Origin of the sequence: Pseudomonas sp. MPFS (assembly GCF_022537035.1) — a bacterium.
In the GTDB taxonomy this organism is placed as follows: Bacteria; Pseudomonadota; Gammaproteobacteria; order Pseudomonadales; family Pseudomonadaceae; genus Aquipseudomonas; species Aquipseudomonas sessilinigenes.
This window is the reverse complement of record NZ_CP066123.1, coordinates 2,420,390-2,439,396: the sequence shown is the minus strand read 5'-3', so window position 1 is coordinate 2,439,396 and position 19,007 is coordinate 2,420,390. Positions and strand designations below refer to the sequence as shown.

20 protein-coding genes are annotated in these 19,007 nt (G+C 60.1%); 17 read left to right on the top strand and 3 right to left on the bottom strand.

The window, feature by feature from the left end:
* The first annotated feature begins 742 nt into the window (after nt 1-742).
* The 11 genes from I9018_RS11525 to I9018_RS11475 all read left to right on the top strand — a co-directional run bounded on the left by I9018_RS11525 (nt 743) and on the right by I9018_RS11475 (nt 10,452).
* The gene (locus I9018_RS11525; RefSeq protein WP_241109498.1) at nt 743-1,372 is read left to right on the top strand and encodes a hypothetical protein; all 630 of its coding nucleotides are present in this window, start codon (nt 743-745) and stop codon (nt 1,370-1,372) included.
* On the top strand, nt 1,365-1,823 hold the full coding sequence (locus I9018_RS11520) for a hypothetical protein (protein WP_241109497.1): 459 nt from the start codon (nt 1,365-1,367) through the stop codon (nt 1,821-1,823). The genes I9018_RS11525 and I9018_RS11520 overlap by 8 nt, the downstream gene beginning before the upstream one ends.
* Before the next feature lie 96 nt (nt 1,824-1,919).
* Entirely contained in the window at nt 1,920-2,795 is an 876-nt protein-coding gene (locus I9018_RS11515; RefSeq protein WP_241109496.1) for a glycoside hydrolase domain-containing protein, read from the top strand.
* 99 nt (nt 2,796-2,894) lie between these two features.
* The gene (locus I9018_RS11510; RefSeq protein ID WP_241109495.1) at nt 2,895-3,557 is read left to right on the top strand and encodes a hypothetical protein; all 663 of its coding nucleotides are present in this window, start codon (nt 2,895-2,897) and stop codon (nt 3,555-3,557) included.
* Nucleotides 3,538-3,957 carry a hypothetical protein gene (locus I9018_RS11505; RefSeq protein WP_241109494.1) on the top strand — a complete coding sequence of 140 codons (420 nt, stop codon included), beginning with the start codon at nt 3,538-3,540 and terminating at the stop codon, nt 3,955-3,957. Before I9018_RS11510 ends, I9018_RS11505 begins: the two co-directional genes overlap by 20 nt.
* Nucleotides 3,958-4,076: 119 nt before the next feature.
* Nucleotides 4,077-4,571 carry a hotdog domain-containing protein gene (locus I9018_RS11500; RefSeq protein ID WP_241109493.1) on the top strand — a complete coding sequence of 165 codons (495 nt, stop codon included), beginning with the start codon at nt 4,077-4,079 and terminating at the stop codon, nt 4,569-4,571.
* Nucleotides 4,572-4,694: 123 nt separating this feature from the next.
* Nucleotides 4,695-5,201 (top strand): sigma-70 family RNA polymerase sigma factor, encoded by a 507-nt coding sequence (locus I9018_RS11495; protein ID WP_241109492.1) that lies wholly within the window; start codon nt 4,695-4,697, stop codon nt 5,199-5,201.
* Nucleotides 5,198-6,169 (top strand): FecR family protein, encoded by a 972-nt coding sequence (locus tag I9018_RS11490; protein WP_241109491.1) that lies wholly within the window; start codon nt 5,198-5,200, stop codon nt 6,167-6,169. The genes I9018_RS11495 and I9018_RS11490 overlap by 4 nt, the downstream gene beginning before the upstream one ends.
* Nucleotides 6,170-6,265: 96 nt before the next feature.
* On the top strand, nt 6,266-8,707 hold the full coding sequence (locus tag I9018_RS11485; RefSeq protein WP_241109490.1) for a TonB-dependent receptor: 2,442 nt from the start codon (nt 6,266-6,268) through the stop codon (nt 8,705-8,707).
* 104 nt (nt 8,708-8,811) lie between these two features.
* Nucleotides 8,812-9,507 (top strand): DUF1963 domain-containing protein, encoded by a 696-nt coding sequence (locus I9018_RS11480; protein ID WP_241110130.1) that lies wholly within the window; start codon nt 8,812-8,814, stop codon nt 9,505-9,507.
* A gap of 93 nt (nt 9,508-9,600) precedes the next feature.
* Nucleotides 9,601-10,452: a CAP domain-containing protein gene (locus I9018_RS11475; RefSeq protein ID WP_068586925.1), complete on the top strand. Its 852-nt coding sequence runs from the start codon at nt 9,601-9,603 to the stop codon at nt 10,450-10,452.
* Nucleotides 10,453-10,521: 69 nt separating this feature from the next.
* Here the strand turns inward: I9018_RS11475 and I9018_RS11470 are convergent, their stop codons facing one another.
* The gene (locus I9018_RS11470; protein WP_241109489.1) at nt 10,522-11,196 is read right to left on the bottom strand and encodes an ATPase; all 675 of its coding nucleotides are present in this window, start codon (nt 11,194-11,196) and stop codon (nt 10,522-10,524) included.
* Nucleotides 11,197-11,720: 524 nt separating this feature from the next.
* Between I9018_RS11470 and I9018_RS11465 the strand changes: the two genes are divergently transcribed.
* The 6 genes from I9018_RS11465 (at nt 11,721) to I9018_RS11440 (ending at nt 18,421) form a co-directional block, all read left to right on the top strand.
* On the top strand, nt 11,721-12,269 hold the full coding sequence (locus I9018_RS11465) for a fimbrial protein (protein ID WP_124346401.1): 549 nt from the start codon (nt 11,721-11,723) through the stop codon (nt 12,267-12,269).
* 80 nt (nt 12,270-12,349) lie between these two features.
* Nucleotides 12,350-13,120 carry a fimbria/pilus periplasmic chaperone gene (locus I9018_RS11460; protein ID WP_241109488.1) on the top strand — a complete coding sequence of 257 codons (771 nt, stop codon included), beginning with the start codon at nt 12,350-12,352 and terminating at the stop codon, nt 13,118-13,120.
* A 131-nt stretch (nt 13,121-13,251) separates the two neighbouring features.
* Nucleotides 13,252-15,837, top strand: coding sequence for a fimbria/pilus outer membrane usher protein (locus tag I9018_RS11455; protein WP_241109487.1), 2,586 nt, complete (start codon nt 13,252-13,254; stop codon nt 15,835-15,837).
* On the top strand, nt 15,825-16,958 hold the full coding sequence (locus I9018_RS11450) for a fimbrial protein (RefSeq protein WP_241109486.1): 1,134 nt from the start codon (nt 15,825-15,827) through the stop codon (nt 16,956-16,958). Before I9018_RS11455 ends, I9018_RS11450 begins: the two co-directional genes overlap by 13 nt.
* Before the next feature lie 324 nt (nt 16,959-17,282).
* Nucleotides 17,283-17,924 carry a LysE family translocator gene (locus I9018_RS11445; RefSeq protein WP_241109485.1) on the top strand — a complete coding sequence of 214 codons (642 nt, stop codon included), beginning with the start codon at nt 17,283-17,285 and terminating at the stop codon, nt 17,922-17,924.
* Between the two features lie 11 nt (nt 17,925-17,935).
* Nucleotides 17,936-18,421, top strand: coding sequence for a hypothetical protein (locus tag I9018_RS11440; RefSeq protein ID WP_241109484.1), 486 nt, complete (start codon nt 17,936-17,938; stop codon nt 18,419-18,421).
* 11 nt (nt 18,422-18,432) lie between these two features.
* On the opposite strand, the gene I9018_RS11435 is transcribed toward I9018_RS11440, so the two are convergent.
* Together I9018_RS11435 and I9018_RS11430 are read right to left on the bottom strand one after the other, a co-directional pair.
* Nucleotides 18,433-18,615, bottom strand: a complete 183-nt coding sequence (locus tag I9018_RS11435; protein WP_241109483.1) for a DUF1289 domain-containing protein — start codon at nt 18,613-18,615, stop codon at nt 18,433-18,435.
* A 1-nt stretch (nt 18,616) separates the two neighbouring features.
* Nucleotides 18,617-18,988, bottom strand: coding sequence for a hypothetical protein (locus I9018_RS11430; protein ID WP_241109482.1), 372 nt, complete (start codon nt 18,986-18,988; stop codon nt 18,617-18,619).
* Nucleotides 18,989-19,007: the final 19 nt, after the last annotated feature.

The window sequence follows — 19,007 nt, the reverse complement described above, 5'->3', positions numbered from 1 at the left end:
GTGGGCACACAAGGCCGACGAAACGCGCTCGACCTCAGTTTTATATCGCTCCGGTGCTGACTTCTTGTCGTTGTTGGCTCAGCTACATGAGTGACACTTGTTACTCGGGGCTCGTCACGGGACGCAGCCGACAGGCAGCCACCCTGCTCCTTTCCATATTCCGCTGGCGCCGAATCGACGGGCAATGGCGGTACCCGCCTTCGCGGGAACCAGCAGGGAAAAAGGGTCGGATTCCACCAAGGAAGGTGGATGGACACTGCCTGACATTACGCTCGGCGGTTTTGCCAGAGACACCCGCACGCTTGCAAAGGACCCGATCAGGCCATTTGAAGCAAAGCACAGGGGGCATATTTTTGCACAAACGATGAACCGATTCAGCGCAAGAATATCATTACGGCATCAGCCTGTCTTGGACCGGGCACGACCTTAAATCCACTCAGTTTCAGCCGTTTCTTGCGACAACTCACACTGGCCATGGGTCACATCCACAACTCAGAGCGCTCGATCCGACAGCGAACTCGTCAGTGCTGTCCTCTACCGGCCGAGCTGATCAAGAACTTTCAATGCGCAAAAACAAGTTAGCACGCAAAGCAACAATTTAAACAAATTAGCCAACTAACAATTTGGTTGTTCCACTCATGTTACATCCAGAAAAATAACTTTAAACACTCATTGACGCCTGCCGAAACCACGACTAAACCGCTAATAGCCGATTGCCACACACCAGGGAGAACCCCAAATAATGGATGCCTCTCATGAAGCTGCTGGAGCAATAAAGAACACCTCTTCAGACAAAAGCCAAAATAGCGAAACTCATCATTGGCAACGCTATATCTGGTTTGGTGCCGGAGGTGGCTTGTTATTGTTCCTGATGTTGTTGCTTTCATTTGTCGCCTACACCGTTTCCACCTTGGTCGGCGTCATGCAACTTGAAGGCGGCAACGACCTGGATTTCATCTTTTCCTGCATTGCCCTGATCGACCTGACGCTGCTGCGCCTGCTCTGCATTCTGGTGGGGGCTTCCATCGCCTTTGCCGGCCTGGCGGTCTCGTTCTTTGCCCACAAGAACGCCACCACCTTTTCCGGAGACCTCAAGGACACAGCCGCCCTCTCCGGGAATTTCGCCCTGTCGACCTACTCACCAGGGATTCTCGGCCTCTTCATCGGCGCGGTGATTATCGTGACCGCGATCCTCGCCCGAACCGAACACTCCTATTCCTCGCCCACTACCACCATCAGCTACCTGGGAACCGGAGCGCATCAGGTTGCCCAGGACGCCAGTTCGCCTGCAGTGCAGCAGCATCCTGGCTTCAGGTCAAAGGAAGAGGCACTTCAGCAACTAAGTCCACCCAAGGAGCAACCCCATGACTAAGTCGATGCTGGTTTGTTCATGCCTATTACCTGTTCTGATCGCACTTCCCTGCGCTGCCAATGACAACGGCTCGGCAAAAATAACCTGCTCCTCGGCCATTCAGCTCATAGACAAGATCCTGAGCCAGTTCAACAGCACGTCTTCCGCCGATACGCAGGTCGCGTTTGCCAAGGCGATCATCTACATAGGCGAACCCACTCAGGATTGCCCTGAAGTGAATTTGCGCGTGGCCGAGGCCAGAGAAGTGGTTAAAAAGCCGAATCCGGTTGCAGTACCTGACCTGACGACTGTGCAGAACCTCTGTGGAGGCCAGCCGTGCACCATTATCAAACAACCGAAAAAACAAACTTTTACCGGATTAACACCACAGGGAGTCGAACTCAGGATCGATGAACTAAAAGACCGAATGAACAACCTTGAAAGTTCAATGCAAAAAAGCAGGGCACCTTAACCACATCGGCAATTAGTTTGCAAGAAAGACACACTAGCCAGTCCCATCAGACGCTTCACTGGAAACTCGTCGCACACTTCGACACAGGAGTTCACCATGTTGATAGTCGACACACCTTACAACACCACTGCAAAAGTTTCCGCCCTACAGAAAAACAACATAGGAACCGTTATTCGATATTACAACTTCAGTAACTCGAAGAAATTTCCCGACAAATGCCTGACCCTTATAGAGGCACAGTCGATATGTGAAGCGGGAATGAACATCGCCGTTGTCTTTCAACAAAACCAGAACAGCGTCGGGGACTTCTCTGATTACCAAGGCTACGAAGCAGGTCTGAAAGCCTACCGCTATGCGATGAATGACATTGGCCAACCCAAGGGCTCGGCCATCTACTTTTCGGTGGACTTCGACGCCGATGACGATCAGATCCACGGCCATATCGTCCCGTACTTCCAGGGTGTGCAACGGGCATTCAACCAACTTTCGAACGGCCAGCCGGACTATCGTGTGGGCGTCTATGGTTCCGGGGCAACCGGCAGCACATTGTTTCAGCTTCAACTGTGTTCGCTGATATGGCTTTCCATGTCGGCAAAATTCAACGGTACCCAAAATGCCTTGGCCAAGGGTACCTACAACCTCCTGCAAAGAGCCCCCTCGGCCATCTTGTGCGGCCTCGGTATCGACTACAACCAGAGCAATCCACAACAGAGCGACTTCGGCGCATTTACCCTCGCCCACGCTGCACCCGAGCCTCTGAATGTCCATCTGCCGTTCAACCATGAAGTGATATCCCGCAGCGACCTGATGCTTCGCGGTGGTCCCGGGACGAGCTACAGCGTCGTTGACAGGTTGAAATCCGGCCAACAAGTAGTGGCCACAGCCGTCAACCAGGAATGGTCGAGCATCGATCTGCATGGCGACGGGCTGATTGACGGTTTCGCCGCCTCGGCCTACCTCAAGGAACTCTGAGCCAAGAACCTTGCGCCGCCTGCTCGACGATCTTTCCAGGTATTTGTCATGTCGAGAACAAAGCGGCGCAGGAACGGGACCTTACTTTGCAGGTGCATGATGAAAATAACTGCACTCATTACAGCCTTTGCCCTCACGGGCTGCACGTCACACTCGCTGTATTTTGGAACCTATACCCGCGTGGGCATCGATGCCTCGAGCGACGGAGCCGGTATCGGTGTAAAGAATGCGACGCTGAACGTCACGCCCCCCAAGAAAGATGGCAGTGCATTCGATGTACTTGGCACATCCGACATAGACCTTGCGTATACCGACGTGGTGATCAACGAAGTGGTTGCCGTCGGGGACGCCGCAAAATGTGCGGCGATGAAAAACCCAAGTGTCGCGCCCCAGGCATTGGCAAAGATCAGGAGCCTGAACGACCCTCAGCCGCCTGCCGTGGGCCCGGTCATATTCGGAGCCTATACCTCATGGTCATTGCTCGACCTGAGCTGGGGCGAGGCCACCGCAACCGGGATCAACTTTGGCTACAAGCGTGGCGTGGGAGTCAAGTTGCCTATCGTCAACGACCAGGTAGGGGCGGTCTACGCGAATGTCTCCATCAACACCACCACCTCCGACACGGTGGCCCCCAAGACTCATATAGGTGGAGCACGCAATGTCTATGTCTTCGCCACAGGAACCGCAGCGCTGATCAAGGCCTCGCAGGAAGCGCCGAGGCTCAACGGTGGGGACAAGAACTATGCCGGCTGCATCAATTAGGTCCCTCATCGTACTGTTGCTCTGTACGCAAAGTGCCTGTTCACTGCACTACATCGACAGCGCCGGCGAGGATCGTTACATCGGCTGGGTCTCGATCCGTTCACAAGCGACCGATTACACCCTGTCGACAACGGTGCAGAGTGTCGGTTTGAACCTGGACCTGACGCCTGCCGGCGCTGGGCTGAATATCGGCTACAGGAGCCTGACCACTGCCAGGATCCCTCCCAACGGCCTTATTGCATTTGAACAGGAAGCCGACCGCCCCTTGTCTGTCACGGACTACCGCTCCTCGCCACCGACGCCGCTGACAAATGCCTGCGCAATGCAGGTGCCGCAGTTCACGCCACCGGCTCTGCCAAGCGGTTTTTCGGCGGTTTTTTCCAGCGGTAAAACAGAGTAAGGTCGCAAGCTGCCAAATCCCAGGTTCGGCACTTTGCGACCTCGCCGGAGCCGAACCTCGGAGCGCCTGGCACTGCGCTCGTACCTGGTCACAACAATAAAGATGTCTCTGGATCCCCCATGCACAATCTCTCCCTGCAAGACACCACCGCGCCCGAGGGCGTCTGCTTCGGCTGCGGCAGCAGCAACCACCACGGCCTGCACATCAAGAGCCACTGGCACGAGGACGGTATCCACGTGATCGCCGAGCACCTGCCGGAGGCCAAGTACTGCGGCTGGCCGGACCTGGTGTATGGCGGCCTGATCGCCATGCTGGTGGACTGCCACTCCAACTGGACCGCCATGGCCTATCACTACCGCAACGAACAGCGGGCCCCGGGCAGCCTGCCGCGCATCGACTGCGTGACCGGCAATCTGGGGATCAAGTTCATCAAGCCGACCCCCATGGGCGTGCCCCTGACCCTGCGGGCCCGGGTCGAAGGTGAAGTGGCGCGCAAGAGCCGGGTGGTGTGCGAGGTGTATGCCGGCGACGTGCTCACGGCCATCGGCGACTCACTGTTCGTGCGGGTCGATACCCAGCAGCTGGCCGACGCGGCCCACGGCCGTGAAAGCTGAAACCGTTCCTCTCATGCCGTGCCAATCGGTGAGGGCCATAGTGCCCTCATGCGACGATTGCAGTCCTGTTTGACGCCCTTGTACTATTGAGAACGATTCACACTCACATCTCGGCGGCCAACGGTGCACTCATCTTCGAGCAACAAGCTGGGCTTCTTTTTCAGTGACCATCACCGGTGGTTGCTGCAACACATTCAAAAACGCCTGGGCAACCGTGCCGATGCCGAAGACACCGCCGCAGATACCTTCTGCCAGTTGCTCAGCGCCCAGGTCGACCCGGACAGCATCGAACAACCTCGGGCCTACCTGTCCACCATCGCCAGGCGCCTGGTATTCGACCGGCATCGTCGGCGCCAGTTGGAGCAGGCCTACTTGCAACGCCTGAGCGCCCTGCCGGAATTACTCGCGCCCTCCCCCGAAGAACAATTGCTGCTGATCGAGGCCCTGGTGGCGATCGATCGTGCGCTGGATGGCCTGCCGATAATCGTCAAGACCGCCTTCCTCTACAGCCAGCTCGATGGCCTGAGCTATGTGGCAATCGCCAACAAACTGCAATTGTCCGAACGCACCGTCAGCCGCTACATGAAACAGGCCTTGCGCCAGTGCTACCTGAGTGAGCTGGGCCTGTGAGCCGACAACGCCTGGACCCGGAGATCGAGCAGGCCATCGAGTGGATGGTGCGCTTGCGCGCTGGCGACGCCGACCCACGCCTGGAGCAGGAACTGGCCGCCTGGCTGGCCAGCGATCCTGCCCACGCCCAAGCCTGGCAGCAACTGCAAGCCAAGCTGGGGACGTCGTTCAATACCTTGCGTACCCTCGACCAGCGCCTGCCAGGGCAAGCGGGCGAAGCACGGCAGTTGCTGCTCAGCCCCCACGCCTCGCGCCGGCAACTGCTACGCGGCCTGGTCGGACTCGGCCTGCTGGGTAGCGGCCTGTGGCTGGGCGCTCGCACACCTTATGGTGAAACCCTGTTGGCGGACCTCAGCACCGGCCGCGGCCAGCGCCGGGATTTCACCCTGGCCGACGGCAGCCGCCTGAGCCTGGATGCCGACAGTGCCGTGGACCTGAGCTTCGACGACCAGCAACGGCTGCTGGTCCTGCGTCACGGGCAGTTGCTGATCCAGGTGGCCAGCGATTCCCGGCGCCCCCTGCGGGTGCAAACCCTCCAGGGCCAGGTCCAGGCCCTGGGCACACGCTTCCTGGTGAGCCAGGAAACCGATGCGAGCCGGATCGTGGTACAGGAACACTCGGTGCGCCTGCGCCTGCGAACCGGCCATGAACAGGATTTGCAGCAAGGCCAGGCCGCACTGCTGCATCCTGGGCGGATCGAACTGCTGGCGCAGGACCAGGCATACCGTGGCGACTGGCTCAACGGCCGCTTGAGCGTGCTGGATGACTCCCTCGAGCAGGTCATTGCCGCGCTGCGCCCCTATTGCCGGGGCTATATCCGAGTCAGCCCAGCGATCAGCCAGCTACGAGTACAAGGCGTGTTTCCCCTGGATGAGCCAGAGCGGGCCCTGGATGCACTGGCCCAGACCCTGCCCATCCGCATTGAACGCTACGGCCCCTGGTTCACGGTGATCCAGCCACACAGTTGAGAGCGGATATTTTTTAAAAATAACTCTCATTCGTGTCTGGTTTTCATTTTTCGTCCCACCTATCTCCTGACACTTCAACGCAATCAGGAGAATTTCGTGCGCAACCCTTGGTTCCATGCCTTTCCCGTCGCCATCGCCGTGACTGCCCTGAGCGGCCCGACCCTGGCCCAGGAGCAGTCCCGGTCCTTCAACCTGCCAGCCGGCCCGCTGGCGGTGACGCTCAATGCCATTGCCGGCCAGAGCGGTGTCGTGCTGTCCCTGGACCCAGGCCTGGTCTCGGGCAAGCAGGCGCCAGCAGTGAACGGCACGATGACGCCGACCCAGGCCATACACGCCGCCCTGGTCGATAGCGGCCTGCAACCGCGACTCACCGCCAGCGGCCACTTCAGCGTCGAACCGCTCCCCGCCGGTGTTGCCGGGTTGCAACTGGGCATGACCGACATCGTCGAGAGCGAGTTCGACAGCGTCACCACCGAAGGCTCCAACTCCTATGCCGCACGCGCCGCGACCATCGGCAAGGGCCAGCACAGCCTGCGAGAAATCCCGCAATCGGTCACGGTCATGACCCGCAAGCAACTGGATGACCAGGGCCTCACCGACCTCAAGGCCGCCGCCAACCAGACCACCGGCCTGGTGGGTGTGCAAGGGGTCGGCAAAGGCATGATCCTGTCGTCGCGGGGCTTCCAGATCGACGATTGGCAATACGATGGCGTGCCGATCCCACGCAACACCTACTCATTGGGCAACTGGGCGACCCAGGACCTGATTTTCTTCGACCGCCTGGAAGTGTTGCGCGGCGCCTCCGGCCTGCTGCAGGGCACCGGCAGCCCGGGGGGCGCGATCAACCTGGTACGCAAGCGCGGCCAGGACGCCCCGACCGTGACCCTGACCGGCAAGGCCGGGTCCTGGGACCACTATGGCCTGCAACTGGATGCCGGCGGCCCGCTGAACGATGCCGGCACGGTACGCGGGCGGATGGTGCTAGACGAAGACCAGAGCGATTCGTTCATCGACAAGCAGTGGAGCAAGACCCATTCCCTGTACGGTGCCCTGGACTTCGACTTCAGCGACGACACTACCCTGGGCCTGGCCGTGAGCCGCTCGGAAGCCGAATCACGGCCGATGATCCGTGGCCTGCCACGACACGCCGATGGCAGCCCGGTCGACGTGCCCCGCTCGACTTACAGCGGTGCCCGCTGGAACCATTCACAGATCAACGTCACCACCCTGTACGCCGACCTGGAGCATCGCTTCAACCCGGACTGGACGTTCAAGGTCGGCGCCGTGCGCATGAGCGAAGACAACGACTCGACCCAACAGCGCACCCAGACCATCGCCGACGGCCTCGATGCCGACGGCAGCGGCGTGCAGTACGCCGACTGGATCACCAATTTCGACAACACCAAGATCGGCCTGGACATGAACCTCACGGGACGCTTCGAGGGCCTGTCCATGGAGCAGGAAGTGACCCTGGGCGGCAACTACTCGAAGATGACCAGCGACGACGTGTTTGCCCGCACCTTCAACAATGGCGGCAACATCTTCGCCATCGAGCATGACCGGCCGCCCATCAGCTACGACAGCCTGCTCAATACTCCCGGTGGCCGTGCCACCCACAGCCGCTACGACATCCGCCAGAAAGGCCTGTACGGCAGTTGGCGGATCAAGCCGGTGCAGGACTTGACCCTGGTGCTGGGCTCGCGTGTGAGCTGGTACGACTATCGCTACGATGCCACCGATTACCAAGCCATCACGCACAAGGCCACGGTGCAGTCACCGAGCACCATGACCAACAACGGCGAAGTCACGCCCTACGCCGGTTTCATCTATGACTTGAGCCGCCAGTGGTCGCTCTACGCCAGCTACACCGATGTGTTCGAACCCCAGAGCTCACGCACCGCCAGCGGCTCGGTGCTGCAGCCGGTGATCGGCACCAACTATGAAGTGGGGCTCAAGGGCGAATTGCTCGATGGCCGGGTCAACACGTCCCTGGCGCTGTTCCGCTACGACCAGAAGAACCGCGCCGTCCAGGACAAGGCCTCGGGTTTTGCCTGTGACGGCTGGTACTGCTCCACCGCCTCGGGCCAGGTGCGCAGCCAGGGCCTGGAAGCCGAAGTCAGTGGCGAAGTGCTGGATCGCCTGCAACTGGCCGCGGGCTACACCTACAACACCACCAAGATCCTCAAGGACCCACAGGAGCAGGGGCGGATCTTCAGCACCTGGACCCCGAAACACATGCTGCGGGTGTGGGGCGACTATCGCCTGGACGGCGAGTGGAGCAAGGTCAGCACCGGCCTGGGCTTTACCAGCCAGAGCCATACCCTGGGTTACGAGCGAAGCTACAAGGTACCGGGCTACACCGTCTGGAACGCGCGTATCGCCTACCAGCTCAACGACCAGGTCAGCCTGGCGCTCAATGCCTACAACCTGTTCGACAAGCACTACTACATCTCCGGCTACAACCAACTGGGCGGCAACAACAGCTTTGGCGACCCGCGCAACTTCATGCTCAGCGTGAAATACACGCCGCAGTTCTAAAGCCGCCAACGCAGTGCCCGAAGCGCATTCGGGCGCTGCGCGCCAGGCTCGGCTTTTGTATGATCGCGCTCCCGTTCCCCCCATAAAGGACGCTGTACTTGACCATGGACATCCAGAGCATCCAGGACCGACTGGCCAAACCGGCGCTGAAGTTCACCGCCGGCGGTTTTCGCCCCAGCCATGGCGATGAAGAGAGCTGGCTGGGCCGAGTCTTCCTGTTTCGCGAGGACGAAGAGCTGCCAATCAACAGCGCGGGGGAAACCCTGCTGCCCTTCGCCCAGTTCCACCTGCCCTCCCTGCCCTTTCGCAGCCCGCATTTGCAAGGAATCAAGGTACTCACGGTATTCATCGCCAACCCCTTTCCCGATGAGCTCGAACCCATGGGCGAGCGTTGGCTGGTGCGCGAATACCGTGACGAGGACGTATTGGTGCGCAAGGAGCTGACGGCCGAGAAGGCCTTTCTCAAGCCCTTCCCGCTCAAAGCCGAGGCAGTGCCCGCCGACTACCCGCTGTGGGACGGCGGCGGCGTGCCCCGGGACCTGGAGCTGGAAATCCTCGAACTGGAACGCTCCGGCCGCATCGAGTGCTACTACGACCTGACCACCCACTGCTACGAACACAAGCTGGGGGGCTACCCATCGTTCTGCCAGTCGGGGATCGACCCGGGCGAAGGCTTCGAATTCGTGATGCAGATTTCCTCTGACGCCAAGATCAATCTCAACGTGGTGGACAGTGGCAGCCTGATGTTCTGGAAGCACCGGGACAGCGGCGAATGGGCGCTGTACTACGACTTCTACTGAGGCGTTCCGGCTGACGCCGATTTCATCCGCCAATGGGTGAAAAGCCCTGGCGGCGAGTGCATCATGGGCGCGTCCGACTCCTGGGAGACCTTCATGTCCATGCGCTCATTGCTGTTGCCCGTCGCCACCCTGTCCCTGGCCCTGCTGGGCCCGGCCGGGGCCATGGCCGATGACCAGGCGCAGCTGATCGAGTCGATCAACGCCTACCGCAGCCAGCCGCAACGCTGCGCCAACCAGGCCTCGTCCGAACTACCACCGCTGGCCAGCGACCCGCGCCTGATCCTTCCGGTGGACAACGCCGGCGATCTGCAACAGGCCCTCGCGCGGGCGGCCTACCCCATGGTCAACGTCCAGGCCATCAGCCTCTCCGGCCCGCGTGATGCCCAGGCGGCGATGCAGGCGATCCGCGAGAGCTTCTGCCAGGTGGTGCTGGATCCGCAGTTCGTCGATATCGCAGTCAATCGCCAGGCCACCCAGTGGCGCATCGTCCTGGCCCGCCCGCTATTGTCGGCGCGCCTGGGCGATTGGCAGGCCGAGGGCCAGCAACTGCTGGCGCAGATCAACAGCGCCCGCAACCAGCCCCGGCAATGTGGCGAGCAGGGTTTTGCCGCCGCCACGCCCCTGGCCTGGAACGCCACCCTGGGCGAAACAGCCCAGGACCACAGCCGGGCCATGGCCAACCAGAACTATTTCGACCACAAGGATCGCGACGGGCGCACCCCCGGCGACCGTGCGGAACTGGCAGGTTACGCCGGCCAGCAAGTGGGCGAAAACATCGCGGCCGGCCAGGATAGCGTGCGCAAGGTGGTGGACGGCTGGCTGGCCAGCCCCGGGCATTGCGCCAACCTGATGAACCCAGCCTACCGTGAGCTGGGCGCGGCCTATGCGGTGGACCCGAAAAGCGATGCCGGCATCTACTGGACCGCAATGTTCGGCGCACCTTGAGTCGGCATGAAGCACCCCGAACGAAAACGCCCCGACAAATCGGGGCGTTTGCTTACAACCTGAGCGATATCACTGATTGACCGCCATCTGCCCCGCATCTTCCTGGGTCACCAGGGCCTTGAGCGAAACATCGAACTGCTTCAAGGCATCGACCTGCAACTCGGTCTGCTGGTTGATCTGGGCGGCGATCTCCGGTGCCGCCTTGCCCCGCACCCACACCGAAGGCATGTCCTTGGCACGCAGGCCCTCGGCCTGGCCAATGTACTGCAGGTTGGCATCGTAGAACTTGGCGATGAACCGCGCCTCGACCCGATTGTTGCGCTTGCTCACCAGTTGGTTATAGGTATCGAGCATCACCACCACATCGGGATGGGCCTGGACCACGGCATCGAGATTGTCGTAGACGGTCACCGAAGCGAAGTGTTTCTGTAACGAAGCCATCAGCCAGTTGATGGCCAGTTTCGGATCGGAGCTATTGACGAAGGCCTGGCTGATACGAGGATCGAGACCGGCGTTCTTCGCGCCGTTGAGCGCTACCGAATGGTAATGCTCCAGGTACTCCAGGGTATTGAGGGTGTTCTCGCTGTACAGCACACCAACCGATTGTGCGTGCTGCAGGTTGGCGCCGCTGTCGGCCATGGGCAGGAAGTGGCAGCTCATGTCATCGGTGGCCGAAGCCACTGCAGAAGTGCCGGTTCCCGTGAGCAAGACAACGACAAGGGCTAGCAAAGTCGAGATTCTCATCGGGTATTTCCTTCTGCAACAAACACTGTATGGGGGCTATCTTCCTCCTTTGTAGGAAAAACGGAACCACCACTTTTTGATGATAACTATCGATTGAAGCAATGATGTAGGGCGACGGGTCGGACAGCGCTTGGAACAACGTGGCGTTTGAGTGCAAAAAGAGATTTCAACCATGCCGGCTGCGGGACCAGCAGCGCATTTTCAAATTGCCCCGGTTCAAAACGGCGTTGCGGCTCAGTTCAGATCAACGGTGCTGGATGCACACGGGCGCTTCAAGTGAGTGCTTCAGAATCGGCTGTGTTGGCAACACCGCTAATAGAGCAGTGATCAGTGCGTAAATAGGGGGGAAGTGAAAAGAACATACGTGGAGATATCCCAGGCCGCCGTCTTTCAGAATCGTCTAACTCCAAGTACGAGGGGCGATTGTTAGTCTACGAACCGCAACACAATGTAAATCGTTCAACACTCGGTGTGACTGCATCCGACGATCGATATTCGGCCTGTCTTTTGGGATCTCTACGACCATGAAACAACTCACTAGCAAACTCTCTCTTGTGGTTCTGGCTTCTTGCATCGGTGTATCACCTGCCGCGTTCTGTGCAGACGGTAGGATCACATTCACCGGCAACGTGACCGCGCAAACCTGCAAGATCAACGGCAACGGCAGTGGCTCGAATGACTTCACGGTCACGCTGCCAACTGTGTCGAGCAGCGCTCTGGCTAGCACGGGCCAAACAGCCGGCCGTACACCGTTCAGTATCGCCTTGTCCGATTGCACGCCAAAGTCCGGCAACGTTCATAGCTACTTCGAACCGGGCTCAACGGTCAACACGGCCACCGGCAATCTGGTTCTGAATTCGGGCGGTGCCTCCAACGTCGAAATCGGCGTGCTGAACAACGACCTCACCGCGATCAAGATCGGCGCTGCCGACGCCAGCCAAAATTCGAAATCCGTGGGCATTGACGGAAGCGGCAGTGCCACGCTTCCTTTCTACGCACAATACGTGGCGACCGGAACTGCAACAGCCGGTGCGGCGAGTTCGAGTGTCATGTATACGCTCGTTTACCAGTGAATAGAGAGTTGATCTTACTGAACTAGGGTCGAGTGGGCGTGTATTCGCCCTCTCTCTAACTACCGGTATGGAAACCTGCCATGACGCCCTCAAAAGCATTCAGAGCCGCAGCCATGACGTACTTTGCATCCTTCGGCTATCTGACGATGCCTGCTGAAGCCTCGGTCGTAATCGGAGGCACGCGTGTGATCTACGACGAACGCGAGTCCGAGATCACACTCAAGATGTCCAACGAAGGCCGAGCCCCGGCACTGGTGAAGTCATGGATTGATGATGGGCAGGTGTACAACACGCCATCGGCTATTCAGGTGCCGTTTACCGTGCTGCCGCCGATCACACGTATTGACCCGGCCAAGTCCCAGACGTTGCGTATTGTGTACACCGGTGAATCACTGCCGAAGGATCGCGAGACGGTGTTCTGGCTCAACGTTTTGGAAGTGCCACCTGAGCCGAGCGCGAAGGACGCGGACGCAAACCGGCTCCAGTTTGCATTCCGTTCGCGCATCAAGCTGTTCTATCGTCCGGAGAACCTTTCCGGCTCGTCTGCCGACGCGCTGGCGCAGCTCACTTGGCGGCTCATGCAGATAGATGGCCGACCAGCCATCGAGACGCATAACCCCACGCCGTTCTATGTCTCTTTGACTGAAATCAGTGTGCTGTCGGGGACCCGTAGCGCGACTTTCGACGATGGTGGCATGGTCAAGCCTGGCGAGACGCGAGCCTTTCCCTTGAAAGGCGACACACTGCCTGCGGCAGGTGCCCGCGTGCGCTACACGTTCCTGAACGACTACGGCGGCGCGGTCAGCGGCGAGACGCCGCTGCGGGCAGGCGGTGCCGCGCCGCTGCCGTAACACGAGATCACCGCTTCCATTGCACGAAGAGCGGCTAGGGCCTCTAGCCTGCTTCCCGTTCATTGCCAAACCAATCATGCCTGACGAATGGGTAGGGGGTTGGTTTGCCCAAATTTCCTCGGGCTATCGTGATGCAACACACTTCTACCTTACAGCTGGCGTTGCGCCGAAGCTCAAGCAGGGTCTGCCTGTTCGCGCTCTCGGTATCCGCGTCGGCACAGACAATGGCGTGGGAGACGGATGCCGCCCAAGTCGCGGACGTTCGATTCAATGCCCTGTTCCTGCAGCAACCTGACGGCGCGTCCGTAGACCTGAGCCGCTTTAACAAAAGTAATGCGGCGTTGCCCGGGGCGTATCGCGCGGATCTATTCGTCAATACAAGCTGGATCGGCCGCTCGGAGATCACGCTACGGCAGGTCGGCGATGATCCGAACAATGTCCGGCCCTGCTTTGACCGAGAGCTTCTGCTAAGGGTAGGTGTCGATATTTCGAAGCTGAGCCAGGACGCAGCCAGCATGCTGACTGAAACGGCCCGGCTATGTGCCGTCCTTGAAAGGTTGGTGCCACAGGCGAGCGCCCTCTTTGATAACGGTGAACAGCGCCTGGACATCAGCATCCCCCAGGCCTCGCTGAGCCGTACGGCGCGCGGCTACGTGGACCCCCGCTATTGGGACGAAGGCGTGCCGGCGGCGCTGCTGTCATACAACGGCAATATGTACCGTTCAGAGAACCAAGGCATTTCATCGACACAGGGTTATCTGGGCTTGACGGGTGGCCTGAACCTCGGGCCTTGGCGTTTGCGCCATAACGGCAACTACACGCGCGACTCGTATAACGGATCGCACTACCAGAGCGTGCAAACGAATCTCTGGCGCTCGTTACCGGGAATGAAGTCGCAGTTCGTGATCGGTGAAGCGTTTACCAACGGCATGATGTTCGACAGCGTGGGCTTTCGGGGCGTCCAGCTGGCAAGTGATGAACGCATGTATCCGGAGTCGCAACGCGGCTATGCGCCGACCATCCGTGGAGTTGCCAACAGCAATGCGCTGGTGCAGATACGCCAGAACGGCAACATCATCTACAGCGCCAATGTCGCGACCGGCCCGTTCGAAATCAACGATCTCTACCCGACCGGTTACGGAGGGGACCTGGATGTCATGGTGACCGAGGCCGATGGCGGCATTCGTACCTTCAAGGTGCCCTATGCCTCGGTCGTCAATTCGCTGCGACCCGGCATCACGCAGTTCAGCCTGACCGCTGGCCAATACCGCAACCCCCTGCTGTCGGACGAGCCGTCGCTGTTTCAGGCGACAGTCCAGCATGGGTTCACCAACCTGCTGACCGGCTACGGCGGGCTGACGGCAGCGCGCGGCTATACAACGGCCGTGGTCGGCAGCGCGCTCAATACCGGATTGGGGGCTTTCGCGCTCGATATCTCGCAGGCCAATACCGAACTTCCCAACGCCCCCACGCGTCGTGGCCAGAGTGCGAAGCTCTCATACAGCAAATTGATCAGCCCGACCGATACCAATATCACGGTGGCTGCCTATCGCTATTCCAGTAGCGGCTACTTGGGTCTGCGCGATGCGATGCAATGGCGTGGTGGGCAGAGAGATCGAGACCGTGGCAATCGGCTGTTTTTCGACGGAATCCGTCGTGGGCAATTTCAGGTCACGTTGAACCAGAGCCTGATGGCAGGCTGGGGGTCGCTCTACCTCTCGGGTTCGACGGTCAACTACTGGGATCGCAAGGGCAACGACACGCAGTACCAGGCTGGCTATAACAATACCTTCGGGCGCTTGAACTACAGCATATCGGCCTCCCGCCAGTTCGATGTCCTGCAAAGCCGATGGGACAACCGCCTCATGCTGAACCTGTCGACTCCGCTGAGCTTCGGCGGGAAACCCCTGTATGCGTCCACCAGCCTGCAGCGTGACAGCAATGGCTCGACAATGGCCCAACAGTCGATGACGGGGTCGCTGGGTATCGACAATGCGCTCAGCTATGGCGTGACCGCAGGTCACACAAGCGGCAACGGCGCAGGTTCGACCTCCAACGTCGGCGGAAACGTTTCCTACCTGTCGCCGTACACCACGTTGGCGGCCAATGCCTCGAAGGGCACCGGCTACAAACAGTATGGCGCCGGCCTCTCGGGCGGCATGGTGGCCTATGCCGGCGGGCTCGCATTTACCCCGACCATGGGTGAAACCATGGCGGTGGTCGAGGCCAAGAATGCCAGCGGCGCCCGTGTGACAGCAGGCAGCGGCCTGCGCATCGACCCGTTCGGCCATGCGCTCGTGTCCAGCCTGACGCCGTTTTCGACCAACGAAGTCGAAATCGATCCGAAGGGTCTGCCGATGAGCGTCGAGTTGAAGTCGAGCGCGCAGCATGTGGCACCCACCGCAGGCGCCGTTGTGCGGCTGAAGTTTGAAACAGACGGGGGAGGACGCGCCGTCATCATGCGTGTGCGCATGAAAGACGGCGGCCCCATCCCCTTCGGCGCCGAAGTCACTGACGAGGGCCGAAGGAGTGTCGGCACCGTGGCGCAGGCGGGCCGCATCGTGCTGCGAGGCGTGAAGGCCGATACGGGAACCTTGCATGTGAAGTGGGGCGATAGCGCCTCCCAACGGTGTTCGCTCCAGTACGCGTTGCCAGCGGCGAAAAAAACCGGAAACACGCAACGCTGGATCGACGCGGAGGCCGTATGCCTATATTGATCGAGAGACATTCCAGGGAGCATCAAGGCATCCTGGCGTCAGAAGAGGCGCTGGCGAAACACGGGTACCCAAGACGGCGTGCCATGCCCTGGCTGATCATACTGGCGACCCTATGGCTTGGACTGGGCACGCGCTTGGCATTCGCGAATAGTTGCACGGGGGTTGCGCAGACGATTGTGGCATCGATGCCAACATCGGTGACGGTGCCCCGCGACGCGGCTGTTGGGACGGTGCTGACGCCGTGGGTATCTACCGCGGCAACGAACAATTATTTTCGTTGTGAGGTAGGTGGCGCCGGCGCCTCAGGCGCTGCCTTCAGGCCCTTGTCGCTGACGAAAACGGCGCTGACCGTGATGGGGCCCCGCGGGGGGCCGTATAGGGTCTGGAATACCAACCTCCCCGGCGTCGGGATCGCGATCGGTATTCGCGTATATATAAACGGCTGCGGTTGGGACTCGTGGAGTAACCTGGGTGGAGGGGGGACATTTAGCCCTCCCTGGGTAGGTAACGCTTGCAACGGCTGGGGCTCAGTCATCAACGGCGGCCAGGCGGAAATGGCGCTCGTGAAGACCGGCCCGATTACTCCTGGTACTGTCGCAGGTGGCGCGATGTTCGAGGCCTCGGCCGCAGTCTCGGACGGCGGCGACTACACGATGCCGACGAATGGAAGAAAGACGTTCTCGTTGACCAGTACGATCATCAAAGTGGCAGCCTGCACCACCCCGGACGTGACGGTCAGCATGGGATCGCACAAGCAATCGGTTTTCAAGGGAGTCGGCACAACGACCCCCTCGGTCGCTTTCAATCTCGGCGTCAATGCCTGCCCGGCGGGCCTGAATGCGATCCAGTACCAGTTCATTCCGATCAACGCCGTGCTGGATGCCGCCAATGGCGTGTTGGCGCTATCAGGCGATTCGACGGCCACGGGAATCGGCTTGCAACTCAAAGACGGCAACGGCAACGCGCTGAAGTACAGGACTCAATATGTGTTGACCAACTACAACCGTGCCACAGGCGGCTCGTACACAATTCCACTCAGGGCGGCTTACTACCAGACCGGCCAGCGAGTGACGCCAGGCAGCGCAAACACGGTGCTGACCTTTACGATGAACTACCAGTAACCGCAGGGGCCAGCGGTGCTGGAAATTCGAGACTCGCATCGGCTTGCAGGTGTTTGGCCCACACCATCACCTGCTCGAACTACGCCTTGTGCTGGTCGAACCGGGCTCCTGCTCTACGGCGCCCGGCACATCCACCCCGCCCCTTTAACAGCTGCCGGGCCTTTGGCTTTTCCTGCCGCGGCCAAAGCCTGGTGATCGCCTCGCCCCGTGACCTGGTGGTCTACCACCTAGCGCTCTAGCCGGTACTTGCGAAGCGTGTCGCAGAAGCTTTCCCGGCGTTTTGTCCTGTAGAATCCAGCCTCCTCCCCCGAACGAGTCCAAGCCATGGATGCCCACTCGATCCTCACCTACACCCTGGTCGCCGCCATCTCCATCGCCAGTCCTGGCCCGGCCACCCTGGTGGCGCTGCACAACAGCGTGACCTACGGCGCCAAGTCCACCCTGTGGTCATCCCTGGGTAATATCAGCGGCCTGTTCTGCATGTCTGCGGCAGCCATGCTGGGCCTGGGGACGCTGATCGCCAGTTCCGAATGGGTATTCAACGCCGTGAAGATCCTCGGCGCCGGCTACCTGTTCTACCTCGGTGCCAAGCAGTTGCTCAGCAAGAGCCCATTGCTCAGCGCCAACAGCCTGGATAACCAGGGCGTCAGCGCCCCGCCGCGATTCAAGCTGTTCAAGTCGGCGTTCCTGACCGCCGCCACCAACCCCAAGGCGACCATCTTCTTCACCGCGCTCTTCCCGCAGTTCATCGACCAGCATGCCGCCCTGCTGCCGCAGTTCTTCATCCTGACCCTGATCTTCATGGCCCTGTCGCTGACCTCGCTGAGCATCTACGCCCTGCTGGCCTCCCGGGCCAAAGGCGTGCTGACCCGTCCGGCATTGTCCAAATGGGTCAACCGGGTCGTGGGCTCCACCTTCATCTTCTTCGGCAGCACCATCCTGGCCATGCGCCGCCAAGGGGTGTAGATTTCCGGGCCATGCAGATAGATCTCCTCAACACACCTCTGCTTGGCCACTGGGAAGTTCGTCCAGGTGTCATGCAATGCGAACAGCAGTTCGGTATCCGCCTGATCTATGTTGAGCACCCGAGCGATGAGCTGCCACAGCATAGATTGGCGGCGGTGCAGCAACAGGTCCAAGCTGCCTGGGATGACATTCCCCAGGCCCTGGCCTTCGCCGAACAGCTGTGTGATCCAAATATTCGCCAGCTATGGCAGAGGTATCAGCAGAAGCAACTACTGTCACCGCCCCTTGCTGTCTACTCGATCCATTTCGAGATCGATAATCCTCACCCCTCCTACTGCATCTCTGAAGATCCGGATTTTGATTGGAACAAGACGCTAACGGTAGAGGACGAATTCGGTCAGGATTACAGGCTCGAGCTCACTGAACTGCAACCCCAGAAAGATTTCTGGTTAAGCGTCAGGCGTTTGGGCTCGGGACAGTTTCAAAATGACATTTGACTAGCCAGGTCTCAGCCCTGCTTTTTGCGCAGGGCCTTGAGCCGGGTACTGGCCCGTTGCACAGCGGCCATCTTCTCCTGGCGCTTCATGCGTTTCCACTTGCGGATATCGTCCTTGGTGCGGCCACAGCTCACGCACAAGTCGCCGCTGAGCTGGCACAGGGCAATACAGGGGTTATCGATTTCCTTAGCCATCTCAGCCCCGCCCCGGTCGCAGGCGCGCCAGGCGTCGGGCCCAATCACCACCACTGATCCGCTGGCATTGCTCTTCACTGTCGAAGAATACGTGGGCCGCTACTGATGCAAGGCAGACGCCCGCCTCCTCCAGTGCCCAGGACGTGAGTTCGATCATCCGTGCCGCCTGCCCGGCGGCCAGGGCCTGCTCCTTGTGGGCCAGGGTGTCGAAGACCCAGACCACCACCAGGCTGGAGGGGAACGCCGCGTAATCCACTTCGTGGGTCAGCCAGGAAAACCCCTCGAGCAACGATTTGGCCGTTTCACAGGCTTGGGTGAGGGTCCTGGCCAGCAAGCGCTCCGTCGCGGCTTGCTGGCGTTTGTTCAAGGGCATGGCGAGGCTCTGGTCGATC